Origin of the sequence: Paenibacillus cremeus (genome assembly GCF_007786445.1) — a bacterium.
Classification (GTDB): Bacteria; Bacillota; Bacilli; order Paenibacillales; family NBRC-103111; genus Paenibacillus_G; species Paenibacillus_G cremeus.
Window position 1 is genome coordinate 71,025 of record NZ_VNJI01000021.1, and the last position, 24,094, is coordinate 95,118.

Below are 24,094 nucleotides of genomic sequence, written 5' to 3' on the forward strand. Positions count from 1 at the left end.
TCATGATTAAATTCATTTTAATAAAAAATAGGCCAACCAGATCCTTCTGGCTGACCTATTCCCACTTCCAGCAACTACTTCTGTACCTTCGTACGAATCATAGCTGCTTTAATTTCATCAAAAAACTCACGCACTTGATCATAAGGCGGAGTCGTAAGCTTGGACGGATGCTGCGGGTCCGAACCCGACCAGATCGTCTCCAAAGGAAGATGCCCTCGATAATTGCTGTACCGAATCCGGGTGAACAGGTCATCCAAATCCGTTAACGTCTCCGTATTCAATCCCCCTGGCAGCCGCTTGATTTGAAAATTATACGTATACGGCAGCACCGCCTCGATGTCATCGTACCAAGCATAGCCGTCGCCTGTGGCGGCGCCGAAGGTTTTATAGCAGCCGGTATCGTTTACGACGCCCAAGTTAGGGTGATCGGCCCACTCTAGAATCCGGATGACCTGATCGGCCGTCGCGGTAATATCCGCATGATTTTGCATCCCGATGCGCACCCCCTTGCTTGCGCCGTACTCCGCGCATGCGATCAGGGCAGGAACGATGCGCTCCTTGGCGATCGTTTCCCAACGGGTGGTTAAAATATCATCCGGAATCTCGCCGTTGAACACCCGCATGACAGGTGCCCCCATGGCCGCAGCGACGTCGATCCAGTATTTGGTCCGTTCCACATCAAAAGCCCGCCGCTCGGCATTCGGGTCGGCAAAATCGTTCTTGACCCCCGTACCACTGATTTCAATCCCTAGTTCTTCGCTCAGCCCTCTGATTTTTTCAGCGTAGCCGTAGATTTCTTTATCCGACTTGGATGGCATGGCAAAGGTTTCATAGCCGGGAATGAAGTAGCTGGTGATGTCTACGCTGTCACAGCCGATCTCCTTGCAGAATCGAATGGCCGACAACGTATCCAGCGGGGGAACCGTACCTTTGTCCTGCAGCCAGGAAAATAAATTATGGCTGAAGCTGTACAGATTCACACCCAGCTTGTAGTCGCCGGAGTAATACTCCCCTCTGCTGCTGCGGTCCAGGTAATGCTTCGTCGGAATTTGCTCGTATACCTTGGCGAGTGAAACTTCATTCAATTCGGCGTTTTTCATTGTTGGTGCTCCTCCTCATTATGTATGAATTCGATCCGCTTCCCTGTTTCATAAGACAAGTATGCGGAATAAATCACTTCTATTACGTCTCTTGCCAGCTGCCCATCGGATAGGGGCGACCGATCCTCTGCGATGCATTCCATGAAATCCTGCATTTCCTGAGGGTATCCCCGGACCCAATCCTCATCGGAGGAGGCAAAATTCCAGCCGGCCTTCGTTTCGAGCTTTTCGGCAATATACTCTTGGGCGAAGACGTCCGGACTCGGGGCATACACCATGACTCCGTCATTCGGCGTCATATTGCACTTGATCACGGAGTTGGAGGTATAAATATCCATCACGTTGCGAATGCCGCCAAGCATGGCGAAGGAGGCAACAATGACGGCCTTGGTCCCATCGGTAAATGTAATGATCACGCTCGCCCACGTCTCCACATCGACCCAGTCGGTCACCATCCAATGCTCTTGAACGGACGCGTAGGCGGAGCTTTTCGTCATGGGGGCCATATCGGCGACTACCGATTGAACGCGAATGGGCTTGCCCCCTTTCAGCCGGCCCTCAAAGCTTTTCAGATGAAGAGCCGCTGCGATCGGGTGAGAGCCAAGGATCATTAAGGAGCCTCCGCCGGCCGTTTCCCACCGCTTCGAAGCCTTGGCATGCGAGCCGCTATGGCTCTCCTCCGCTCGGATATCGAGGATGGAGCTTTGGCCGGCCTGCAGCAGACGCCTGGCTTTGGCAACAGATGGTGCGTAGATCCAGTTTTCCGCGTACATAAACTTAACCTGGTTGTTCCGCACCGCTTCCAGGACCTCGTCCGCCGAGCGCATCGCCTCTTCCAAAGCGGTCTTGGCGAATAAGCTGTCACCCGCAGCAGCCCCCGCCCCCGGTGAGCCAAAGTAGCCAGTCATCGGCTTTTCGCAAACAATATGCTTCCCGGCCCGAGCCGCTGCGATCGCAACCTCGGCATGCAGCCGATTCGGTATACACAAGTCGACGACGTCGATCTCCGGGTCGGCAAGCAGCTCCTTGTAATCGCTATACACGATCGGAACGCCATGCTTGGCGGCAAACGCTTCCGCCCGATCCCGGTTTCCACCCGCAATTGCTCGGATGCATACGTTTAAGCCGGTCACCTTGCGGTAAGCCTCCACATGCAGTGCGGCCGAAAACCCGCTGCCGATTATACCTACATTAATGGTTTTCATCCTTTGACGCTCCATTCGTTAATGCTTTGTTGGCTGCCTGCCCCACGGCGTCACGGTGATGTTGTCGATGTGCACATAGGGCTCGTTGGTCAGCAGAAACATAACAATCCGTACAATATCCGAGGGCTCCAGCATCCGCGCCCGCTCTTCATCGCTGACATGCCGGCTCTTATGACTCCAAATGTTCGTATTGACCGGTCCCGGACTAACCGAGCTGATTCGGACTCCCGTGTTCCGATGTTCTTCCATTAGCGCTTCCGTCAAGGCGCGTGCCCCGAATTTGGAGGCGGAATACAGGCTGTTTCCCTTCCCCACGCGATAAGCTGCAGTCGATAAAATATTGATGATGTAGCCCTCATCGCGAGCTTTCATGGATGGAAGGACGCCGCGGCAAAAATAGAAGGTGCCGTTCAGATTCGTCTCCATAATCCGGTTCCATTCCGTCGGATGAATCTCTTCAACGGAAGTCGGCTCTCTCATACTCACTCCGGCACAGTTGAGCAAGAAGTCGATTTTTCCATAAGCAGCCAACGTCTCCGTGATCACCGCTTGGACCTGCTCCTCGTCGCGCACATCGGCAGAAACCAGCTTCACACGCTCCCGATGGGCAAGCGACACTCCCTCCGCCGCTTCGGACAAGCGCTGCGAGTTACGCGCCACTGCAACTACGCTCGCCCCATTTTCCACCATGGCTCTCATTAGTGCCGCGCCAATGCCTTCACTGCCTCCTGTGATGAGCGCTACCTTACCGTTAAACCTCAGCTGACCATCCACTTACCAGCACCCCCTCCTTTTTACCCCTTCACGGAACCGAGCAATGCCCCCTGATTAAAATACTTCTGTAAAAACGGGTACACAACAAGCAGCGGAACCGCAGTGAAAATTACAGCCGCCATCCGTACGGCAGGACTGAATTCAATCCCGCTCTCGGTCACCTCTTGGCTCCCATCCGAAATGTTCATCATCTGGCGCAGGAACACCTGAAGCGGCAGCTTCGAGCCGTCACTCAAATACAAGATGGCATTGAAGTATGTATTCCAATAATCCACCGCGTAGAATAGCGAGAAGGTCGCAATAACCGGCAACGAAAGCGGCAGCACAATCCGCCACAGCAAGCCGAACTCGGAGCACCCGTCAATGCGGGCCGATTCCTCCACCTCGACCGGGAACCCCTGGAAAAAGCTGCGAATTACAATCAGGTTGAACGGAATAATAGCGCCCGTAAGAAACAACGACCAATAGCTGTTTAGCAGGTTAAGACTCATCACGAGCAAATACAAAGGAATGATGCCGCCGCTGAACAGCATGGTGAACAGCACCATAAAATTCAGGACACTACGCCCCCTCAGCCAAGGCTTGGATAAGCCATAGGCCATGAACGTCGTCATCAACATGCTGAAAACCGTACCCACAGATGTAATCGTGACCGAGCTGCGAAAGGCCTGCATAAAATTGGAGCTGTCCACCAAGTAAGCATAGGCATTCAGGCTCCACTGACGGGGAATAAGGAAGAACCCCCGGGTCACGATTTCTTGCTTGCTTGCGAAAGACATCATGATGATGTACAACACAGGGAAAATTTCCGCACATAGAATGAAAATCAGCAGGGCGTACACGATGGTCAGATAGATCGGGGCTTTCCCCCGAAAATTGTAGGTATTCATATTAGTAGACCCCCTCCTCGCCCATTTTTTTGGCCAGTCGGTTAGTCAGAATAATTAGGGCCAACCCAATGACGGATTTAAACAATCCCACAGCTGTCGTAAAGCTAAACTGCCCTTGAAGAATCCCCTCACGATACACGTAGGTATCGAACACATCAGCTACCTGAAGATTCAAAGGGTTTTGCATGAGCAGAATATGTTCAAACCCGGTATTCATTACATAGCCCACCCGGAGAATAAACAGGATAATAATGATCGGCTTGAGCGCCGGCAGCGTAATGTGCCACAATTGCCGCCAGCGGGAGGCTCCGTCTACCACGGACGCTTCATACAAGGTCGGATCGATCGAAGCCAGAGCGGCGAAGAAGATGACGGCGTTCCACCCGGTCTCCTTCCAAATATTTTGAAACAAGTACAGGGGTCGAAAATAGCTCGGCATGGTTAACAGCTCGAATCGAGGGTAGCCCCATTCAACCAACAGCTTGTTGACGCCGCCTTCTTGCGTGGAAAACAAAATAAACGTGACGCTGACCACAATAACCCAAGAAAGAAAATGGGGAATATATACAATTGTCTGAAGCCCTTTTCGAAACCAGGCCAGGCGGATCTCGTTCAACAACACAGCTAAGAAGATCGGGGCCGGGAAAAAGAAAAACAAATTCACCGCACTGAGCGCCAGCGTATTCCACATCAATTGGAGAAAGTCGGCGGACCCGAATAACCGCTCAAAATGCTCGAAGCCTACCCATTTGCTTTGCCAAAAGCCTAGAAACGGGTCATAGTCCTTAAAAGCAAGAACGACACCCAGCATCGGGATGTATTTAAAAATAGCAAAGAACAAAAAGCCGGGCAAAATCATGATATAGAGCGGAATCCCCTTTTTCCAAGAAAGAAGCCCTGCTCTACGCGGTGGTGAAAGTGTGGTGTGCACATCGGTGGTTCGATTCAGCGCCATCTCGCTACTCCCCTTCTTCTTGCTTATGGCAAGAGTATAGCGAAAGGACACGCGGATGTGATGATCAGATCTTCTCATTCCCCCATCAATCTTCCTCAGTTTAGAGCATGCGTATGAATAGGAAGCCGTAGGGAAACGACCGTCCCCCTACCTTCAAAAGAGGTCAACGTAACGCCATACCGATTACCATATTTCAGCACCAGCCGGGCATGCACATTCGAGATCCCCAGCGAATCGCCTTGTCCATAATGCTCATCCACATTGGATGAAATCTGCTCCAATTGCTCTTGAATGCGCCGCAAAACGTCTTCCTCAATCCCCGGCCCGTTATCTGCCACCTCGATAATGAGATCGGGGCCCTCATCATAAGCGCTGACAATGACCACCCCTTCTCCGCCTCTAGGCTCGATCGCATATTTCACCGCATTTTCTACAATCGGCTGCAAAATAAACTTAACCACCCGATGCCGCAAAAACTTTTCATTAAAATAGCACTGGCTCTGAAAATGCTTCGGAAACCGCGTATGAATGATATCCAAATACTTCAGCAGATGGCCAAGCTCCTCCTCAAGCCGGACCTCCATCTCTTTAAAACGGGTCGTATACCGGTACACATCCGCTAAGTTGCGCGCCATCCGTTCGATGACAGGAACCTTTTCCAGATACGCCATCCCCTTAATGATACCCAGCGTATTATAGAGCAGATGGGGATTAATCTGATTTTGCAGCGCTTTGATGAACGCTTCCTTTTGCATGAGCTGGGCTTTCATTTCCTTCAGCTCCAATCCCGTATTGGTAATCATCAGCTGATCCAGCCGCTTAACCATCTGATTGAAGCTGTGGGACAGCTGTTGAATCTCATCCTGCCCGGTAATCGATTCCGTCTGCACCGTCAGATCGCCGTTGCCCACCTGTCTCATCAAGCCCCGCAGGGTCAGAATGGGTTTAATGAAGCGGTTCGTCACCAAGGGCACGACAATGAGGACGAGCAGCGTGATGAGCAGCAGCACCACCAGCATCGAAATTCGGGCTGCGCTAAGGCCCACCGCCACCTGATCAAAAGGCACCATAGACACAATCCTCCACCCGGTTACGGCTGAACGAGAGCTGGCGATAAGGTAGTCGCGGTTCTCATAGCGCTGCTTGGCGGTCGACTGATCGTCCGGGATCCGCAGAGAGGCCAGCGGCGTCTGGGCGAGCGGCAAGCCGTCCCATTCCTCGTTGGGGTGGTACACGATGGAGTTTTGCTCCGACACGATAAAAAACGTACCCGAGCTGCCCAAGCGGGAGCTCTGAAAGGAACGCTCAATCTCTTGCAGCGAAATATCCACGACGAGCCTTCCGATCAGATCCAGCGTGTTTTTATCAAAAATCGGCAAATAAACGGATACCACAGGCCTTCCGTTAGCAATTTCATATTTGGCAATATGCGTAGGGAGAATTTCCAGGTTGCCGGTGAGCGGCGTGTCATACCACGGTTCGTTCGTCAGCCGATCCAGCTTGGCAAACGATTGCGCCATGGATACGACGGGATTGGACCGCGAGATCAGAAACATCCCTTTCGTTTCCGAATAGTTGAGCGCCAAATAGCTCCGCAGCTCCTTCTCCACACTCTGAATATCCTCATTGGTATAGCTCGTGCTGGTCAGCCACTGCTGGATTCGATCGCTGGAAATCAGAGCTTGCGTCGACTGCTGCAGCTGCTGGAAGTAGTAATCCAGATGGTAATTCAGGCGAACGGTCGCCTCGTTGGAAATGCTGTAGAATTCCTGCTCCACCGCTTTACTGTAAATATAGTTTGAGAATCCCCCCAGCATCAGCACCGAGAGGACACTCACCGCCAGGAAGGCGAGCACCATTTTCACCTTGATCGAAATTTTCCAGCGGGAGAAATAGCCTAAGGACGTATTCATAAGCCTAGACGCTTTCTATACTCCACCGGAGTAATCGTGACCACCTGTTTAAAAATCCGATTAAAATAAGGCAGCGAGGTGTAGCCCACCATATCGGCAATTTCGTAAATTTTTAGATCCGGCTCCTTTAGCAGCTCCTTGGCTCTTTGCAGGCGGACTAGGTTGAGGTAGTTTAAAAAGGTTTGTCCGGTTGTTTTCTTGAACAGTAAGCTGAAGTAAGAGACGCTCATATGCGACATGTCCGCCAGGCGGGCCAGCGTAAAATTTTCATAATAATGCGTTTCGATGTAGTCACATACTTGTTTCATGGAATTTTTGAACTGCTGGGATTCAACTTTCGGAGAGGCGATCAACCACGTATCCAGTAAGCCGGCAAAATGCTTGCGGATGCCCTGCTCATCCTCTTCCACCAAAAGAACCGGGTTGTATTGCGGAAGCATCACGTGAAAGAGATCGTTCAGCTTCGTATCAAGGATGTTGAGCAGACTCTTAGCCTTGCTGGGCGCGGAGATCCGTTGCTTCATAATCATGGCCAGGATGGCGTTAAGCTCCTGCTGCATCCCCTTGGTGTTCATCTCCGGCAGCTGCTCGATAAACCGCTGAATGGTCAAATACCCTTCATGCAATTCCGTCATTTGCTCCAGCCGTTTCGTCGACCGGTGCAGCGCGCTATGCAGTTCTTCTTCATCCACCGGCTTGAGCAAATACTCGGATACCCCATACCGCATCGCTTGCTTCGCATATTGAAAGTTATCGTAACCGCTTACAACAATAACGACAACCGGCAGATTTAACTGAAAAATGTGCTCAATCAACCATAGCCCGTTTTTCTTCGGCATCATAATGTCCGTGATTACAATGCTGGGCCAATGCTCGTTGATAAAATTCCACGCCTCCTCGCCGTTGCTCGCTTCCCCCGCCACACTAAACTGCGGATGCAGATTATCGACCATTTCTACGACCGCATCCCGAATCCAGAGCTCGTCCTCTGCTACCAGCACTTGAAACATACCTTTCCTCCTCATCCATATTTAGGTACGGATCAGATACTAATTTCAATTTAACACGAATAGGCACATAGCAAAAGGACCACCTGGCAGCATTCGCTCGGTGATCCTTGGCATCCTTTTATTTCATCAGCTTGTAGGCCGCGTTCATCTCGTCGATAATCTTGTTTCCGCCATTCTTCTTCCAATCGTCGATCGCTTTATCGATGCCGTCCTCTTTGATCTCGCCGACAATGTATTTCACCATTTCGCTCATCAGCTTTTGATCCAGTGAGGTTCCGCTCTTAGCTGCCGTGTCGGAGAAGACGCCGACCCCTTTATTGGGATTAGCATATTTGGCATTTTCATCAAAAATGGCATAGATCCGTTTCGCATACGCGGCATCATCCCATAGACGGTACGTCGTTAATGGATTCACCTTGCGGAAAAACCAGAACCCGATAATAAACGGACGGTCCTTATCGAAGGCATCCAGCTTTTCGTATTTGTTATCTGCCGTCTTTTTATAATGAATGCCCTCGACACCGTTCTTGTTCAAAATATCGCCTTCATCCGTAGCCAAATAATCCAGGATGGCCAGAATGCGCTCTTGCTTGTTCTTATCAATCTTGGCATTAATGACGACCTTGTTGGCCGAGGCTGCCGTACCTACCCCTTGTGCACCTGAAGGACCTTTTGGTGGCGCCCCCGTCGTCCATTGGGCATTCGGCGCCGTTTTCTTGATATTCTGCTCCGAGCCCGAAGAGCCTTCGGCATAAATCGCTGTTGCGACCAGCTGGTGGATCCCCAATTTGTTGGCTTCGGCTTTGACGCTCGGATCATTATTTTTGTTGACGGCAAAATCTTTATCAAGCACGCCCTCGGCATAGGCCTTTCTCAAATAGCCCAAGAAATCCTTCAATTCCTTGTTCTGCGTCTGCCATGGCACCAAGGCTCCGTTCACATCTTTCCAGCCATTCGCCAGTCCAAAGGCAAACTTCAAGAAATCCAAGTTAGCGAAAGAGGTACCGCCGCTGATCGAAGTGGAGAACCCGATCGTATCATCTTTCCCATTCCCGTCCGGATCGTTTTTGGCGAACGCTTTGGCCACATTGTAGAGCTCATCCGTGTTCGTCGGGTATTTCAAGCCCAGCTTATCCAGCCAGTCCTTGCGGATGACGAGCGTATCGCGGGTCTCCGGGGTATACACGGGCACACCGTAGACTTTGCCACTGGGATTGCCTAAGGCGAACGTTTCCGGCTTAATATCCTTCGTGAGATTCGGATAATTAGCCAGCAGCGGCTTCACATCCAGAAACGCGCCTTTATCGCGCCACTTCAGGAAGTTGTTCATATCGATAAAAAACGCATCCGGAAACGTATTCGACGCCGCAATGACGCCAAGCTTTTCCGTATAGCTATCCGATGGCACCCACGTGAATTTCAAATCCACATTGAACTTCTTATTCAAATAATCAATCATGGGATGCTTGTCGGGCCAGCCTCCACCCTCGTAGGTGATGCTCATCAAATTCAGGCTGAGCTTGTCTTTGAATTTATCTGCAGCCCCTGCCGCGGCTTGCGGCGCCGATCCGCCCTTGTCGTTGGGCTGTGCTGTTGGAGCTGTAGAGCTGCTTGGTGTTGAGCATCCGGCCACTAGACTGGCTGTCAGCGCTAGTGCAGCGGTAGATTTCATCCATTTCTTCATACCGTTCCCCCCCAAAGAATAATTATTCGCTCTCTATATAAGGTAACAGAATGGATGCGCCTTCACATGATCAGATCTTCTAAATTGTTATTCAATCGTCTTTAGTTAATTTTTATGTTTCGAAAGGGGTAACAAAATCATTTTTTGTCGAAACGAATAGAAAAATAAGAATATTACTTTCTTCCACTTTGCATATAAGCTAGAATCTGTTAGGATATAAAGAAATACTATAAGTTTAGTGGGGATTAAAAGGAGGCAGCTTGCTATGCAAAAACCGGTGCTTGAATCCATACATGAAATGACGCATCTGGATCAGCTCGAGGCTGAGGCGATTTATATTATACGAGAAGTAGCGGCGGAATGCGAAAATCCCGTTATGCTTTATTCGATAGGTAAGGATAGCTCCGTGATGCTGCATTTGGCGCTGAAGGCGTTTTATCCCGAGAAACCGCCCTTTCCTTTCATGCACATTGATACCACGTGGAAGTTTAAAGAGATGATCGAATTCCGCGATCGCAAAGCGAAAGAATTTGGGATCGAAATGATTGTTCACTCCAATCAAGAAGGGATTGAACAGGGAATTAACCCTTTCGATCATGGTTCCGCGTATACGGACATTATGAAAACCCAAGCTCTGAAGCAGGGATTGGATAAATACGGATTTACGGCTGCGTTCGGTGGCGGAAGACGTGACGAAGAGAAGTCGCGTGCGAAAGAGCGAATTTTCTCGTTCCGGAATAAAAATCATGCCTGGGATCCGAAGAACCAACGGCCGGAAATGTGGAAGCTTTTTAACACAAGAATTAATAAAGGTGAAAGCATCCGCGTCTTCCCAATCTCCAACTGGACGGAAAAAGATATTTGGCAATACATTCGCAGAGAAAACATTGATATTGTCCCTCTCTATTTTGCAAAGGAAAGACCCGTTCTTGAACGCGATGGACATCTCATCATGGTGGATGATGATCGCATGAAGCTCGAGCCTCATGAGAAAATTGAAATGAAAAAGATGCGTTTCCGCACCTTAGGCTGCTATCCTCTTACTGGCGGAGCTGAGTCGGAGGCGGACACGCTAGATACCATTATCGAGGAGACGCTTGGTGCGGTTTCATCCGAACGGACCACTCGGGTTATTGACCAAGAAGCGGCAGGAAGTATGGAAAGACGTAAACGGGAGGGTTATTTCTAATATGAAAAGTCTGCTTAAATTTATTACTTGCGGAAGTGTAGACGACGGAAAATCCACCTTAATTGGACATATGCTTTACGAAGCCAAGCTTTTATTCGCCGATCAGGAAAGAGCGTTAGAGCTGGATAGCAGACTCGGCAGCCGCGGCGGCAAAATTGACTATTCCTTGCTTCTAGATGGGTTACTGGCGGAGCGCGAACAAGGGATTACGATTGATGTGGCTTATCGGTATTTTACGACCGATCATCGTTCCTTCATCGTAGCGGACACGCCGGGACACGTAGAATATACACGTAACATGGCTGTTGGCGCATCCTTTGCGGATCTGGCTATCATTCTTGCGGACGCAACAAAAGGGGTTATCACCCAAACTAAGCGCCATACTCGGATTTGTGCACTCATGGGGATTAAACATCTGGTTTTGGCAGTGAACAAAATGGATTTAGTGAATTTTGATCCTCAGAAATTTGAAGCGATCAAACAAGAGTTCTCTCAATTGACCGCTGAATTTCACTATGAAAGTATTCAGGTCATCCCTGTTTCTGCGACAGAAGGGGATAACATTACGAAAAATTCACTCAATACTCCATGGTACGAAGGCCTTGCTTTGCTTCCGTATTTGGAACAAGTGGATGTTCATCAAACCGATGACACGAAGCAGTTTATGATGCCGATTCAGCGTGTATGCCGACCGGATCATACGTTCCGCGGCTTCCAAGGTCAGATTGAAGCAGGGAGCATCGCCGTTGGCGATGAGCTGACGACGCTGCCTAGTCGTGAGAAAGCGAAAGTCAAACGTATTTTAGTGACAGACCAAGATCGGAATACGGCACATGCTGGACAGCCTGTAACCATTCAGTTGGATCGGGAAGTGGACGTTTCGAGGGGCTGTGTATTTACCAAAGACCATCAAATCCAAGAGGCGAACAGCTTCTCAGCTACGATTCTTTGGATGGACGACTCCGTACTGACACCTGGTAAAAATTATTTAGTCAAAGTAGGTACGAAAATCCTGCCTGGTACCGTGACGGCCATTATTCATAAAATCGATATCAATACTGGAAATACAGTTCCAGCCGATCACATTGTCAAAAATGAATTGGCCAAATGTGAATTTTCTTTATCGGACAACATCGTATTGGATTCCTTCGAGAACAATAAAAGCATTGGCGGATTTATTCTAATCGATCGTGTGAGCAATATGACGTCCGCTTGTGGAGTGATTGAGCAAAGCCTTCAAAGCTCCGACAGCTTGGTGCGGTTAGATACGGAAATCACCAGAGAGGTTCGTGCTCAGCAAAAAGGTCAGAATCCATTAACCCTCTGGTTCACCGGTACGGTTCCGGATCACTCAGCCCTTGCGAAGGAAGTTGAAAAACGCTTGGTCTCGACAGGCCACCATACCATGTTACTCAAGAACGCCCAGGGAGAATCGTTGCAGCGATTAGCAGAAGTGGCCAAATTGATGAACGATGCTGGACTTATTGCATTGGTATCGAGTGATTCCCCAATTGAAAACGACCGAGAAACCGCGCGTGACATCATTGGCAAAGAATATATTGAGGTTTATGTAAACGGATCGTTTGCAGGCAGCTCGAGCACAACTGATACACCTGGGAACCCGGAAATCGAAATCGATGCAAGCAAGCTTTCCATCGAAGAAGCTGCCAATTATGTAGTAAAACGAATTATTAAATATTTAATTAATGAGAGTAGTCATGGAGAGTTTCTTAATTTCTAGTGAATAGTCTTTAAAAAAATATCCCTACATCATCGTGAATAGCGATGTAGGGATATTTTTTTGCTGCCGCAGCACGGTATCCATGCACTTTTACTCAGACTTTACAATTTCAATGCTCTTTATTATTACCGGATTTACAGGGTTACTAGGTTCACCAGTAGAAGAATTTTTCACCACGGGCAGACGGACTGTTATATCCCGGTCCCCCTTATGAAAAAGCCGCCTCCACAATCTTAGGAGACGACCTCAATTAAACTACTATATATTTCCACTACGAATCGAAACGACGATTCAGTATATGATATAATATTCCATGCAATAGAAAAGGCTTATAAGGGCGGTCGGCTAACCTTCCGGAAGGGAGGTGATGCCTGTGGAGGTATTTCAAGCGTTTCAATTGATGTTCCTATTTGGAATGTTCATTCTAGCCTTGCTTACCTACATAAGACGAAAATAGACCGCCCTCCGACTAAGGTTGCGGTCTATTTCGCTGCTTAACCTGTTGTTAAAGCCTACCGCCCTTAAAAGCGGATATTGCGCGGAGGAGTCGGCGGCAACCGGCTCCTCTTTGCATTGTACGCAATTCTTGATTCCAGTATACCACAGGAAGGGCACAAATAAACTGCACAAAATGGGTCCCCAATGACGTTCTAGCTCTTATTTGCTCCTGATCTTCTCCACATGCTGTCTTCGAACCGTCAGATCCTCGATATTTGCTTGACGAATAGTTTCGTAAATACTGGCCACTTTTTCCGTACTCATCTCCGGTGCCGATTCGGCCTTCAGCCGCAATAGCTTCCTGTTAATAAACTCGGAGAGCTCCACATCATACACGATCAGCTCGTCCGACTGAATTTTGCGGAGCTCTGGATCGATACTGAATCGGCAACGCATAGTGAAGGAAACCATCGAAATGAACTTCAGATTCGATTGCGCTGGCAAAAGCGCCTCAAGCGCCTTAATATGGCCATAGTTCTGCATAATCGGGTTGTACATTTTGAATCGGTTGCTCACAGACCATTGATTATCTTTCCGCGTTCCCTTGATCTCCCCGTAATAGTTTTTGGTCTCGATCACAAAAATCCCATACGGAGATACAACCACATGATCAATCTAGGAATACCCTGTTCTCGACTTAGGATTAGGATCGAGCAAATCATTCAGATGCCGGCAGTCCTTGGGCAATTGATCTAACTGGATATTAATCTTGTGCTCGCCTAGTTTGCCAATTCGAGTCGACTCAATCTTAGGTTTGCTTGTCTTCTTTTTGGTCGGTTGTTGGGTGCTTTTTTTCTCCGGTGTAGACTTAAACAACGCTAGCAGTTTTTTGAACATGGTTCTTCCTATCTCCCTGATAACCAATTAATTATTTTTTACTCCCCAACATCAATTCCCAATACCCGCCGCGCCACGTCGACATCGCTATGATCCAGCCGCACCTTAACCTGGCCCTGCTTATCCCGCCTTGCTGATGTAAGACACGCTGCGCTTAGCGAGCTTTCCAATGGAAAGCGGCTAATGATCAATGAGTAATATTCCGTACCAACAAAGCCACCGATTCCACATGTACCGTATGCGGAAACATATCCACCGGCTGCACCTCAACGGTGCGGTACCCGCCGTCCTCGAGGACGCGCAGGTCGCGGGCCAGTGTCGATGCGTTGCACGACACATAGACCACGCGAGCGGGGCGCATCTCGAGGATCGTCTCCAGCAGCGCCGCGTCGCAGCCTTTGCGCGGCGGGTCGACGACGATGACGTCAGGGGCGATGCCCTGACGCTTCCAGGCGGGGATGACGACCTCAGCCCCGCCCACCTCAAACTGAACGTTGTTCACACCGTTCAGCAGCGCATTGCGTCGAGCGTCCTCGATAGCCTCGGGGACGATCTCGACGCCATAGACTTGGCCAGCACGCTGGGCCAAGAACAGCGAAATCGTGCCGATGCCACAGTAGGCATCGATCACGGTCTCTTCGCCGCTCAGGCCGGCGAAGTCCAGGGCTTTCCGGTACAGGACCTCGGTCTGTACCGGGTTCACTTGATAAAACGATCGCGCGGAGATCGCGAATCGAACGTCGCCGATGGTATCGTAGATCACATCAGAGCCCCAGAGCACCTTCGTCGTGTCGCCGAAGATGACGTTCGTCCGCTCGCGGTTCACGTTCTGGCAGATGCTGCGCACGCCAGGGATCGCTTCGCGAATCAGCCCCACCAGCTCGTCCGCCCGCGCAATCTCTTTCCCATTCGTGACGAGCACGACCATGATCTCGCCGGTGTTGAAGCCGTAGCGGGCGATAACGTGGCGCAGCAGGCCTTTGCTGCTCTCCTCGTCGTACGGGCGAATGCCCAGCTCCCGAGCGATCCGCTTCACGGCCGTCACGACGGCGTCGTTGTTTTCATGCTGGATCAGACAGGCCTCCATGTCGATGATGCGGTGACTGCCCTGCGCATAAAAGCCACCAACCAGTCCGCCCTCCATAGCGAGGCCGATCGGCACCTGCGCCTTGTTGCGATACCGCCACGGATCGCTCATGCCGAGCGTCGAGTGCACCACAATGCCCTGCCGCCCTTCATTCGATCCGTCCCCAGCATCCCCCGCATCGCCCGAAGCAACCTGCAGCTTCCCGATCCGCTCCAGGCTGTCCACCACAAGCTGCCGCTTCCAACGAAGCTGCGCTCCATAGCTCAAGTGCTGCAGCTGGCAGCCGCCGCACTGCTTGTAGATCGGACAGGGCGCATCCACGCGGTCGGGACTCGCCTCGAGCACCTGCAGCAGCTTGGCGTAGCCGTACTGCTTTTTCAGCTTCAGCGCCTTGACCCGAACCTTTTCGCCCGGAAGCGCGCCAGGAATAAAAAGGGTAAAGCCGTTCACACGGCCTACCCCTTCTCCGTCATGCCCGATGCCGATCACGTCGGCTATATATTCTTCATTCTTAACGACCGGCAGGTCGGCAAGAATATCTTCTTTCCGTGCTCCCAAAACATTATTCTTCCTCTTCATGTTCGTCCACTCCAGCTCGATTTTTCCATGGCAGCTTCAAGTTGAGATTGGCCAGCGGCGGGTTCTTGTAGGTGGACTGTCCGGTCTCATCGATAAAAATGCGCAGATGCTGCGGCAGGTTGGTGAACACGCACGGCAGCGTGCCGCCGAATTCGCCGTCCAGGTTGATCTGCACGTAGTCCGGGGACGCCACTTGGATGTGAGGGGTTTGCAGGTAGATGACGTTCGGATCGTTCAAGTGCTCGCCGCGCAGCGCCAAAGAGACGACGCGAATGAACTCGGCGAGGTTGCATTTGCGCAGGATCAGCACATCGAACAAGCCGTCGCTCAGCGACGCGTCCGGTGCCAGGCGCTCGAAGCCGCCAACGGAGTTGCTGTTCGAGATGAGGAAGAGCATGACCTCCTCGTGCAGCTCGACCTCGCCGGATTTGATGTACAGCTCGATCGGGCGCAGCCGCGGCAGCTTCTCGAGACCTTTCATATAGTAGGCCATCTGGCCGATCATCGTCTTGAGCTTGCTGGGCACCTCATAGGTCAGCTCCGTCATGGAGCCGCCACCGGCAATGTTGATAAAATACCGCTGATTCACCTTGCCGACGTCGATCACCTGCGAGTACTGCGCCAAAATCACATCCACCGCCGCTTCCCAGTTGCGAGGAATGTTCAATGCCCGGGCAAAATCGTTCGTCGTACCGAGCGGCAAAATGCCGAGCGGCGGACGGTACTCCTTCTCCGCCATGCCGTTGATGACCTCGTACAGCGTACCGTCCCCACCGGCCGCGATGATGATGTCGAAGCCGCGTTCGATCGCATCCGCCGCCGCCAGTGTGGCATCGCCCTCGCCGATGGTCGCGTGCGTGCTCGTCTCCAGCCCTCCGCGTTCAAGGCGCTGCAAAATTTCCGGCAGCCGCCGCTTCGCTTCCTCCCTGCCGGAGGATGGATTATAGATCAGTCGTGCGCGTTTCTTCCCTGCCATTCTCTCTCACCCGTTCGTATCAAGAATTCCAAGTATCTCACACTTGAGCCTTACCTCTATATATGAAGCAAAAAAGGCCGCACTTGACGCTCCATCCACCGGGCAATCCCCGGGTGCGGCAGCAGCGCTTCCCCTGTGTAGCGATAGTCACAGCCTTGCAGTCGCGAAGGGATCACCTGCCTTGTAAAGTACCCCTCGCTCAAAAAAAGCGGCGCCACAAGAACCGCCAGCTCCGGCCGGTGCTCGGCCCAAGAAGCCACCCGCTGCGCCGCCTGATCCGGCAGCAGCATCGCCGTGTCGGCCTCTGCGAAGCCGCCCAGCTCACGAACCCGTGCCGCCAGCGAATCTAACCCGCGCTGCCACAGCGAATGAAACTCCGCCTCCGCGCTTCCGTGGCCGATCACCAGCACCAGCTCGCGAAGGGGATCCTGCGATAACCGCTTAATTTTTTCATAAATAATAGCAGCAATGTCCGGATCGTCGTCGATCGGACTCGTCAGATGCACCCGCGCCCGCACCGAGAATGGTTCCAAGTCCGTCGGCAGCTTCGGCTGCTGGATGACCCCCAGCGCATAAGATATTTCATCGAGATGGGTGCTCCCCGAGGACACAAACAACGGAACCACGATCAGATCCGTCACGCCCTCCGCTTCCAGCGACGTGATGCCGTCCTGAATGAGCCGTCCTTCTACGAGCTCCAGAAACGAGCAGTAAACCGGCACTCCCTCGGGCACCGTCACGGCGGCCACCGCCTCATCGACCAGCCGCACCCAATCCGCGCTGCGCGAGCCGTGGCTTATGACTAATATCCCGTATTTTACCACCGCTTATCCGCTCCCGACCTATCTGCTTTCCTAAATCATACCATAAGTCCCATCATAACATGAAAAATCCCCCCAGCCAAAAAGGCAAGAAGGATTTTGCAACACTGCATCGTTCAGTTCTGTCGGAGCATTCCCTCGGATTAGCGACCGAGCCGTTCCAGCGTCATTTTGTACCCGTCATTGCCGTAGTTCAGACAACGCTTCACCCGGGAAATCGTCGCCGTACTGGCTCCCGTCTCCGCCTCAATCTGGTTGTACGTGTTGCCCTTGCGCAGCATCCGCGCCACCTCGAGCCGTTGGGACAGCGACTGAATCTCGTTGACAGTGCACAGATCGTCGAAGAAAACGTAGCACTCCTCCAGATCCTTCAGCGTCAAAATCGATTCAAACAGCTGATCAATTGCTTTATCGTTAAGTTTTTTCAGTTGCATCGGAATGTTCAACCCCTTGGTCTGGTATTGCATCTATCAATAGTTTATTTCGACGTTTGGGAACGAATTCCTCCCTTTAAGGTGGCGAAACTTTACTATTTTTATGCGGTAATGGATTAAATTCATAGGCAATAATAACGCAAATCGTGACAGGAGTCCAATCCATCGCCCTGCCTATGTCATACAGTATACTAGGTATTTGACTGTAGTTAAAAGCCCACGGGTTAAAATCGCGACAATCTGACGACAAATTTGATAAAAGGTTGTGACCTCATGAGTTATCCAAACCAAGTAATCGGCAATCAAGGCGGGGCCAGGCCCACGCCTGAAGCGCAAGGCCAGCAGTACTACCAGCAAGCGCCTTCGCGCAACTTCATGCATAGCTCCGGCTTCCCCGGGGGCAATTCGTACGGCAATTACCCCGGCCTCATGGACAGCCAGCTGCCCAGCGTGCAAACGAACAACTTCCTGCAGCCTCAGCAGGCAGGCGGCGGCAATCCGCTCGCGAGCTTGTTTGGTGGAGGCGGAAACGGGGGCGGCGGCGGCTTTAGCATCGATAAAATTAAAAATGTGATCGACCGCCTCGGAGGCGTTGAAGGCATCGTCGACACGTTCCAAAAAATGCAGCGCATGGTGCAGGGCATCCAGCAAGTCGCGCCAATGCTGAAGCTGCTGGCTGGCTCCTTCGGTAAGGGCAAAGCCGCATTAGCGGCAGGCGCAGTAGATGAAGCAGGCGGACGCAAAAAGCGCCGCAAACGCAGATCCCCTGCAGGACGCCGCCGCACGACACGCCGCTACTAATACTAAGCATATGTCGAAAGACCGGATTCAGCTTATTAGCTGCCCGGTCTTTTTTTTGCGCTATGGGGCTGTACGCAGCAAGAGTGGACATGCCATTATGGATATACTTAAACCTGGATATCGATTCAGGAAGCACTTCCCTTATTTTTATTTTATTGCTAAAATTAAATAAGCGCAACTGTCTCACCGCTGTGACGCTTCACCAACTTAAACATAAAGGACGTGGAATACTCATGCTGTTTACTCCTTTTACAGTAAAGAACCTAACGCTCAAAAATCGGATTGTCATGTCGCCGATGTGCATGTATTCGTGCGCCGACCAGTCGGGACGCGTCAACGAGTGGCATAAAATTCATTACCCAACCCGTGCGGTTGGCGGCGTCGGCCTGATCATCGTCGAAGCATCTGCCGTTACGGCCCAAGGCCGCATCTCTCCTCAGGACCTCGGGATCTGGAGCGATGAGCATGTGGAAGGGCTCAAGGAGCTGACGAAGCTGGTTCACGGCCAAGGCGCCCATATCGGCATCCAGATCGCCCACGCCGGCCGGAAGGCCGTGCTCGATGGACCGATCATCGCCCCTTCGGCGATTCCGTTCAATGAGAGCTCCAAGAAGCCGGAAGCGATGTCGCTCGTGCAAATCGCTGAAACCGTAGAAGCTTTCACGGCCGCGGCCCGCCGCGCGAAGGAAGCCGGCTTCGATGTGATCGAAATTCACGGTGCGCACGGCTACCTGATCAACGAATTCCTGTCGCCGCTGTCGAACCACCGCGACGACGAATACGGCGGCGACCGCGACCGCCGATACCGCTTCCTGCGCGAGGTCATCGACGGCGTGAAGAGCGCTTGGGATGGACCGTTGTTCGTCCGCGTGTCCGCGCATGATTACCATCCGGAGGGACTAACGCCGGAGGATTACGTATACTATGCCGGCCTGATGAAGGCGCAGGGTGTGGATCTGATCGACGTGAGCTCCGGCGCTGTCTTGGGCGGTCCACCGAAGGTGTATCCCGGCTACCAGGTGCCGTTCTCCGAGGCGATTCGCTCAGGCGCAGGCATAGCGACCGGAGCCGTCGGCCTGATCACCGAGCCGGAGCAGGCCGAGGAGATTCTCCAGAACGGCCGCGCCGATCTGGTGCTGCTCGCCCGCGAGCTGCTCCGCGAGCCGTACTGGCCGCGCATCGCAGCGAAGCAGCTTCGCGTGGAGCTCATCCCGCCGAAGCAGTATCAACGCGGCTGGTAAACAGAAAGGGCTGTAAGACGCCGATGAAGCGTCCTACAGCCCTATTTTTTATTCAAACACTTCGTCGAGGGAAAGCTCAATGCCGGGAAGTACGACGGAGGCATCGACCCGAACATATTTGCCGTTTTGCAGCGAATAAATCTCCAGCGCTTCAACGAAGGGGTTGACGATCCAGTATTCCTGGACACCGTATTCTTCGTAATTGGCGAATTTCTCGACGGTGTCTCGGGTGAGGTTTTTCTTGCCTGGGGAAGTGATTTCAATGACTAAATCAGGCGCACCGTAGATGCCCTTGGTCTGAACGATGTCCAGACGGTCTGTGGAAACAAAGGTGAGGTCGGGCGACCGGAAATTTTTAATAGTGACGTCGCCGTGGAGGTAAACGGCAGTGTTCGAGCCGTACACTCTGCCCAATTTATTACGCCGAACATGATCTCTAACGATCCCACCAAGATTCATCACAATACCTTCATGATCCGTACTGCCAGGCTCCATCACAATATACTTCCCCTGCCAAACTTCAAACCGCTCGTCCGTTTCCAATGGATATAACATTAGTAATCACCTCATGTTTATTGTAGCAAAAAAAGCCCAGATCTTCCACCTATTAGGCGGAATCTCCGGACTTTATTAGCACACAGCTTTTAAGCTTTCGCCTTCGCCTTAATCGGCTCGAGCGGCTTGTGATTGCCATACTTAGGATACTCGCGTGTCGTTGGCGCGGCCCATTGAGCGGCGTTGCGGATGACTCGGCGCACCTGCTCGTTGAAATACGTCGGGTACGTTTCGTGCCCCGGACGGAAGTAGAAAATCTTCCCTGAGCCGCGATGGAACGTGCAGCCGCTGCGGAACACCTCGCCGCCCTCAAACCAGCTGACCATGATCAGCTCATCCGGCGCCGGAATGTCGAAGTGCTCGCCGTACATTTCCTCTTCCGGCAGCTCGATGTACTCGCCGATGCCCTCCACGATCGGGTGGCCTGGGGAAACGACCCAGATGCGCTCCTTCTCGTCGGCTTCGCGCCATTTGAGGTCGCAGCTGGTGCCCATGAGCTTTTTGAACACCTTGGAGAAATGGCCGGAGTGCAGAACGATCAGCCCCATGCCGTGCAGCACCCGGTTATGTACGCGTTCAACAATGGCGTCTTCTACCGCCCCATGCGCTTTATGTCCCCACCAGATGAGCACATCGGTGTTGTTCAGCTTGTCCTCGGTCAGCCCGTGCTCCGGCTCATCCAATGTCGCGTAGGACACCTCAAAGTCCGCGCCCAGCCCTTCGCCAATGGCGGTGTGGATCCCGTTCGGGTACACGGAGCGTACTTTTTCGCTTTCTTTTTCATGACGGAATTCGTTCCAGACGGTCACTCGCAGCTTTTGGCTCATATCGGCAGATTCCTCCATTAAATGGTTGAAGTAAGTTGCAATGGGTACTTTGAGTATAGTGAATCTCCAGCCAAAAAGATATTCTCAATCCTGCTTCATCTTTATGCAAAACTGCTCTCACGGATCTATTCATGCTATACTAGCTACAGTATATCCAAGTAGAAACTAGAAATGCCAGCTATGCAAAAATGATATATCCAAATGATTACAACGCGTTAAAAGGAGGTGCATGTCGCTTGCTGACCACTGCCGATCCACCGGCTGAAGGACAGTCCCCCCATCCGCTGGAGGGCGTTCATGAGGAAGAGGTCGTCTATCAAAATCCGCTGCTGTTTCTAAAAATTTGGGAGATCGCGAGCAGCATTCCCCCCAGGCCGCTGAATGCGTGGCACTGGCATTATCATAAGGAAGTCGAGTTTCTGGCCGTCAAAGAAGGCTCGCTCGGGGTGCAAACGAAGCACGATTACGAGGTGCTCGGACCGGGCGATGTGATGGTGCTGGGCTCGTCCCAGCTTCACCGCACGCATAAGCTGCAGGAGGGCGAGCTGCGCTACGTGGTGTTTCAGTTGGACTTGGCGCGGCACTTCGATCCCAGCACAATGCTGTATTTGCACAGCTTCTCGGAGCTCACGCAGCCGCTGGGGAAGCTGAATTACATTTGGCGGGAGCATGCCGAGGTCCGGCAAGAGGCGTATCGGCTGATCCTGAGCATCCTGGAGGAATCGCAGGTTCAGCATCGCGGCTACGAGCTGGCGATCAGCTCCTCGATCAAGCGGCTGATGCTGCTGCTCATGCGGCACGACTCACGGGGCGTGCTGGGGGAGCCGGAGGAATCCGAGCAGGCCCGGCTGCGTCCGGCGCTGGATTATGTAGACAAGCATTTGGGCGAAAAGATAACGGTCGAGGATGTCTGCGGACTGCTGAATTTGAGCTATCATTATTTTATTAAATTGTTCAAGAAGTCGATGGGCCTCTCGTTCGTGGATTACGTCAATTACCGCCGCATCAAAACCGCCGAACGGCTGCTGCTGACCCGTGACCTCAGCATTATGGATGTCGGCCTCGAGGTGGGCATTCCGAATATGGCGCAGTTTTACAAGCTGTTCAAGCGCCATAACCACTGCTCGCCTAAGGCGTTCAAGCAGCGGATGCGCAGCGAGTCCGGCCCGGCGGCTATCGGAGTGAATCTGCTGTGATGCGTCGTGTGCTGAAAGTGGAGTGAAGGACTTTATTACGTGAACGTGCTTCGTCCAAAGCCGACCTATTTTAGGGACGTGATCCCGATCACAGGCAGCGGTGCCAAGACGCATGACCGGTGAAGTGAGCAAACAAAAAACGCGCCCGGCGCTAGTGAAGTGCCGTCGCGTTTTTTACATTTTCGCTATGGGATGCTGACTGCGACAATTCGGTTGACCGGAATGAAGAACAGCGATCCGCTATCGGTAGTTAATACCGCGTTACCGTGTTGGATGCCTTGGAATTTTCCGGTTCTGTTTGTGGAGTCAAAAAATATTGTAATGCGCGTCCCCAAGCCAACATGGTTTAAGGTCGAAAATACTGCATGGTTAAATCCGTCATGGTGATTAAACATCTCTTTCACCTCCACGTTGCCTGAATTACTATAACTTATTCTAGTTCTAGCAATCTCGTGTATGCTAACGTAATAGGACAAAGATACAAATCTATCAACCTGCGTGAAAAAAAGAAAAAGACAGCCGGAGCTCCCTCTCGGAACGAAAGGAAGGAACTCCAGCTGTCTTCTTTTATGCGCCTGCCGAAGCTTAGAAAATGCGATTCTTCCAGCCCAGCAGCTTCGCGATCGCTTCGACGTAGTAGTAGTCTCCATAGATGAGGGAGACGTTGATGTTTTGCCCGGCCGGCTTGTGCCCCGTGCCTTCCACTAGAATCGCCTCGTGATCGGGACGATCCCACGTGGCGTAGTGCTGGCTCAGCGAGAGCAGCATGCGCTCGGCGGCGCGGCGGTACATCGCGCCTTCGTCGCCTGGCAGCGCATCCGCGAGCTCGAGCAGCCCCGACGCGGCGCAGCTTGCCGCCGACGTGTCTCTAGGCTCGCCGTCCAGCGGATCGGCGGCGCGGAAATCCCAGTGCGCGACGTAGTCGTCCGGCAAGCACGAGAGGAAGTAATGCGCGACGCGCTGCGACGCGCGCAGGTACCGCTTATCGCCGGTGTAGCGATAAGTGTTGGCCATGCCGTGCAGCGCCCATGCCGCGCCACGGCTCCAAGCGGAGTTCGGCCCGTGGCCTTGGCCGCCGAGCGACTCAATCAGCTCGCCCGAACGCGGGTCGAAGCTGAGAATATGGTTCACCGAGCCGTCCTCGCGGATGAACTTGTCTACCACCGTATTGGCGTGCGCCCGGGCAATATGCTCGAACCGCGGGTCACCGATCTGCTCGGCGGCCCAGAACAGGATCGACAGGTTCATCGAGGAATCGACGATCGCCCAGCCGGTTTTGTCCTGGTTCCACGCGCGAAGGAACGAGCCTGCAATGTTGAAGCGGCCAGCCAAGAAGTTGGCAGCCTGCAAGCCCCGACGGAGGCCGTCCTTGTCGCCGGTCAGCTTATATTTAATGACCGACGTGGGCAAAAATTGAAAGCCTACATCGTGGTGGAAGTTGTTGTCTTGGATTGTTTTTTGCTCGAACTTCTCGTCCCAGCCCCATGCCGCTTCCTTATAATGCTCCTTGCCCGTCATCTCGTGCATAATCCACAGAATGCCCGGCCAAAAGCCCGCCGTCCACCAGTCGAGGCGCATGTCATCGTATTTGCCGTCTTCCTTGGCCACGTGCGGCGACTTGGAGCCCAGCTGTCCGATCATCCGGTCTACCTTCACCTGCAGCGCTTCCCAAATCGCAGGCAGCGCTTCCTGCAAGCTGTGGGCTTCCGCAATCGTGCCCGTGCTCGTCGAATTCAAATTGCTCATATAATGGTCTCCTCCTATAAAATGAATGATTACTA

24 protein-coding genes are annotated in these 24,094 nt (G+C 52.3%); 6 read left to right on the plus strand and 18 right to left on the minus strand.

The window, feature by feature from the left end:
* Positions 1-74 precede the first annotated feature (74 nt).
* The 8 genes from FPZ49_RS17600 to FPZ49_RS17635 form a co-directional block, all read right to left on the minus strand.
* Positions 75-1,100 (minus strand): sugar phosphate isomerase/epimerase family protein, encoded by a 1,026-nt coding sequence (locus FPZ49_RS17600; protein ID WP_144849319.1) that lies wholly within the window; start codon positions 1,098-1,100, stop codon positions 75-77.
* Positions 1,097-2,305, minus strand: a complete 1,209-nt coding sequence (locus FPZ49_RS17605) for a Gfo/Idh/MocA family protein (protein ID WP_144849321.1) — start codon at positions 2,303-2,305, stop codon at positions 1,097-1,099. The genes FPZ49_RS17600 and FPZ49_RS17605 overlap by 4 nt, the downstream gene beginning before the upstream one ends.
* A gap of 18 nt (positions 2,306-2,323) precedes the next feature.
* Positions 2,324-3,079, minus strand: coding sequence for an SDR family oxidoreductase (locus FPZ49_RS17610; RefSeq protein WP_144849323.1), 756 nt, complete (start codon positions 3,077-3,079; stop codon positions 2,324-2,326).
* Positions 3,080-3,099: 20 nt separating this feature from the next.
* Positions 3,100-3,969, minus strand: coding sequence for a carbohydrate ABC transporter permease (locus FPZ49_RS17615; RefSeq protein ID WP_144849326.1), 870 nt, complete (start codon positions 3,967-3,969; stop codon positions 3,100-3,102).
* A gap of 1 nt (position 3,970) precedes the next feature.
* A complete protein-coding gene (locus FPZ49_RS17620) occupies positions 3,971-4,924 on the minus strand; it encodes an ABC transporter permease (RefSeq protein ID WP_186445886.1) in 954 nt (317 codons plus the stop codon).
* A 95-nt stretch (positions 4,925-5,019) separates the two neighbouring features.
* On the minus strand, positions 5,020-6,837 hold the full coding sequence (locus FPZ49_RS17625; protein ID WP_144849332.1) for a sensor histidine kinase: 1,818 nt from the start codon (positions 6,835-6,837) through the stop codon (positions 5,020-5,022).
* On the minus strand, positions 6,834-7,847 hold the full coding sequence (locus FPZ49_RS17630; protein WP_186445887.1) for a response regulator transcription factor: 1,014 nt from the start codon (positions 7,845-7,847) through the stop codon (positions 6,834-6,836). The genes FPZ49_RS17625 and FPZ49_RS17630 overlap by 4 nt, the downstream gene beginning before the upstream one ends.
* A 118-nt stretch (positions 7,848-7,965) precedes the next feature.
* Entirely contained in the window at positions 7,966-9,531 is a 1,566-nt protein-coding gene (locus FPZ49_RS17635) for an extracellular solute-binding protein (protein ID WP_144849338.1), read from the minus strand.
* A gap of 265 nt (positions 9,532-9,796) precedes the next feature.
* Between FPZ49_RS17635 and cysD the strand changes: the two genes are divergently transcribed.
* From cysD to FPZ49_RS36420, 3 genes are all read left to right on the plus strand, one after another.
* Positions 9,797-10,720: a sulfate adenylyltransferase subunit CysD gene (cysD, locus tag FPZ49_RS17640; RefSeq protein ID WP_144849341.1), complete on the plus strand. Its 924-nt coding sequence runs from the start codon at positions 9,797-9,799 to the stop codon at positions 10,718-10,720.
* A gap of 1 nt (position 10,721) precedes the next feature.
* Positions 10,722-12,461 (plus strand): GTP-binding protein, encoded by a 1,740-nt coding sequence (locus FPZ49_RS17645; protein WP_144849345.1) that lies wholly within the window; start codon positions 10,722-10,724, stop codon positions 12,459-12,461.
* A gap of 400 nt (positions 12,462-12,861) precedes the next feature.
* Positions 12,862-12,918 (plus strand): putative holin-like toxin, encoded by a 57-nt coding sequence (locus tag FPZ49_RS36420; protein ID WP_238143005.1) that lies wholly within the window; start codon positions 12,862-12,864, stop codon positions 12,916-12,918.
* Between the two features lie 200 nt (positions 12,919-13,118).
* On the opposite strand, the gene FPZ49_RS17655 is transcribed toward FPZ49_RS36420, so the two are convergent.
* From FPZ49_RS17655 to FPZ49_RS17680, 6 genes are all read right to left on the minus strand, one after another.
* On the minus strand, positions 13,119-13,565 hold the full coding sequence (locus tag FPZ49_RS17655; protein WP_261381465.1) for a nuclease-related domain-containing protein: 447 nt from the start codon (positions 13,563-13,565) through the stop codon (positions 13,119-13,121).
* Positions 13,566-13,574: 9 nt separating this feature from the next.
* The gene (locus FPZ49_RS36825) at positions 13,575-13,796 is read right to left on the minus strand and encodes a hypothetical protein (RefSeq protein ID WP_261381466.1); all 222 of its coding nucleotides are present in this window, start codon (positions 13,794-13,796) and stop codon (positions 13,575-13,577) included.
* 187 nt (positions 13,797-13,983) lie between these two features.
* Positions 13,984-15,462, minus strand: a complete 1,479-nt coding sequence (gene rlmD / locus FPZ49_RS17665) for a 23S rRNA (uracil(1939)-C(5))-methyltransferase RlmD (protein WP_144849348.1) — start codon at positions 15,460-15,462, stop codon at positions 13,984-13,986.
* Positions 15,446-16,438 carry a diacylglycerol kinase gene (locus FPZ49_RS17670; protein WP_144849351.1) on the minus strand — a complete coding sequence of 331 codons (993 nt, stop codon included), beginning with the start codon at positions 16,436-16,438 and terminating at the stop codon, positions 15,446-15,448. Before FPZ49_RS17670 ends, rlmD begins: the two co-directional genes overlap by 17 nt.
* A gap of 56 nt (positions 16,439-16,494) precedes the next feature.
* The gene (locus FPZ49_RS17675; RefSeq protein ID WP_144849354.1) at positions 16,495-17,262 is read right to left on the minus strand and encodes a sirohydrochlorin chelatase; all 768 of its coding nucleotides are present in this window, start codon (positions 17,260-17,262) and stop codon (positions 16,495-16,497) included.
* A 140-nt stretch (positions 17,263-17,402) separates the two neighbouring features.
* Positions 17,403-17,693, minus strand: coding sequence for a YerC/YecD family TrpR-related protein (locus tag FPZ49_RS17680; protein WP_144849358.1), 291 nt, complete (start codon positions 17,691-17,693; stop codon positions 17,403-17,405).
* Positions 17,694-17,966: 273 nt separating this feature from the next.
* Here FPZ49_RS17680 and FPZ49_RS17685 point away from each other — a divergent pair, with 273 nt between their 5' ends.
* Together FPZ49_RS17685 and namA are read left to right on the plus strand one after the other, a co-directional pair.
* A complete protein-coding gene (locus FPZ49_RS17685) occupies positions 17,967-18,494 on the plus strand; it encodes a hypothetical protein (RefSeq protein ID WP_144849361.1) in 528 nt (175 codons plus the stop codon).
* A gap of 233 nt (positions 18,495-18,727) precedes the next feature.
* Positions 18,728-19,735: an NADPH dehydrogenase NamA gene (namA, locus tag FPZ49_RS17690; RefSeq protein ID WP_144849363.1), complete on the plus strand. Its 1,008-nt coding sequence runs from the start codon at positions 18,728-18,730 to the stop codon at positions 19,733-19,735.
* 48 nt (positions 19,736-19,783) lie between these two features.
* Here the strand turns inward: namA and FPZ49_RS17695 are convergent, their stop codons facing one another.
* Positions 19,784-20,290: a Uma2 family endonuclease gene (locus FPZ49_RS17695; RefSeq protein ID WP_144849365.1), complete on the minus strand. Its 507-nt coding sequence runs from the start codon at positions 20,288-20,290 to the stop codon at positions 19,784-19,786.
* A gap of 89 nt (positions 20,291-20,379) precedes the next feature.
* Positions 20,380-21,117, minus strand: a complete 738-nt coding sequence (locus FPZ49_RS17700; RefSeq protein ID WP_144849367.1) for a ThuA domain-containing protein — start codon at positions 21,115-21,117, stop codon at positions 20,380-20,382.
* A gap of 239 nt (positions 21,118-21,356) precedes the next feature.
* Between FPZ49_RS17700 and FPZ49_RS17705 the strand changes: the two genes are divergently transcribed.
* Positions 21,357-22,313 carry an AraC family transcriptional regulator gene (locus FPZ49_RS17705; RefSeq protein WP_261381469.1) on the plus strand — a complete coding sequence of 319 codons (957 nt, stop codon included), beginning with the start codon at positions 21,357-21,359 and terminating at the stop codon, positions 22,311-22,313.
* 185 nt (positions 22,314-22,498) lie between these two features.
* Here FPZ49_RS17705 and FPZ49_RS17710 read toward each other — a convergent pair whose 3' ends face one another.
* Together FPZ49_RS17710 and FPZ49_RS17715 are read right to left on the minus strand one after the other, a co-directional pair.
* Positions 22,499-22,708, minus strand: a complete 210-nt coding sequence (locus FPZ49_RS17710; RefSeq protein WP_144849372.1) for a hypothetical protein — start codon at positions 22,706-22,708, stop codon at positions 22,499-22,501.
* A 190-nt stretch (positions 22,709-22,898) separates the two neighbouring features.
* Positions 22,899-24,059, minus strand: coding sequence for a glycoside hydrolase family 88 protein (locus tag FPZ49_RS17715; protein ID WP_144849374.1), 1,161 nt, complete (start codon positions 24,057-24,059; stop codon positions 22,899-22,901).
* Positions 24,060-24,094 lie beyond the last annotated feature (35 nt).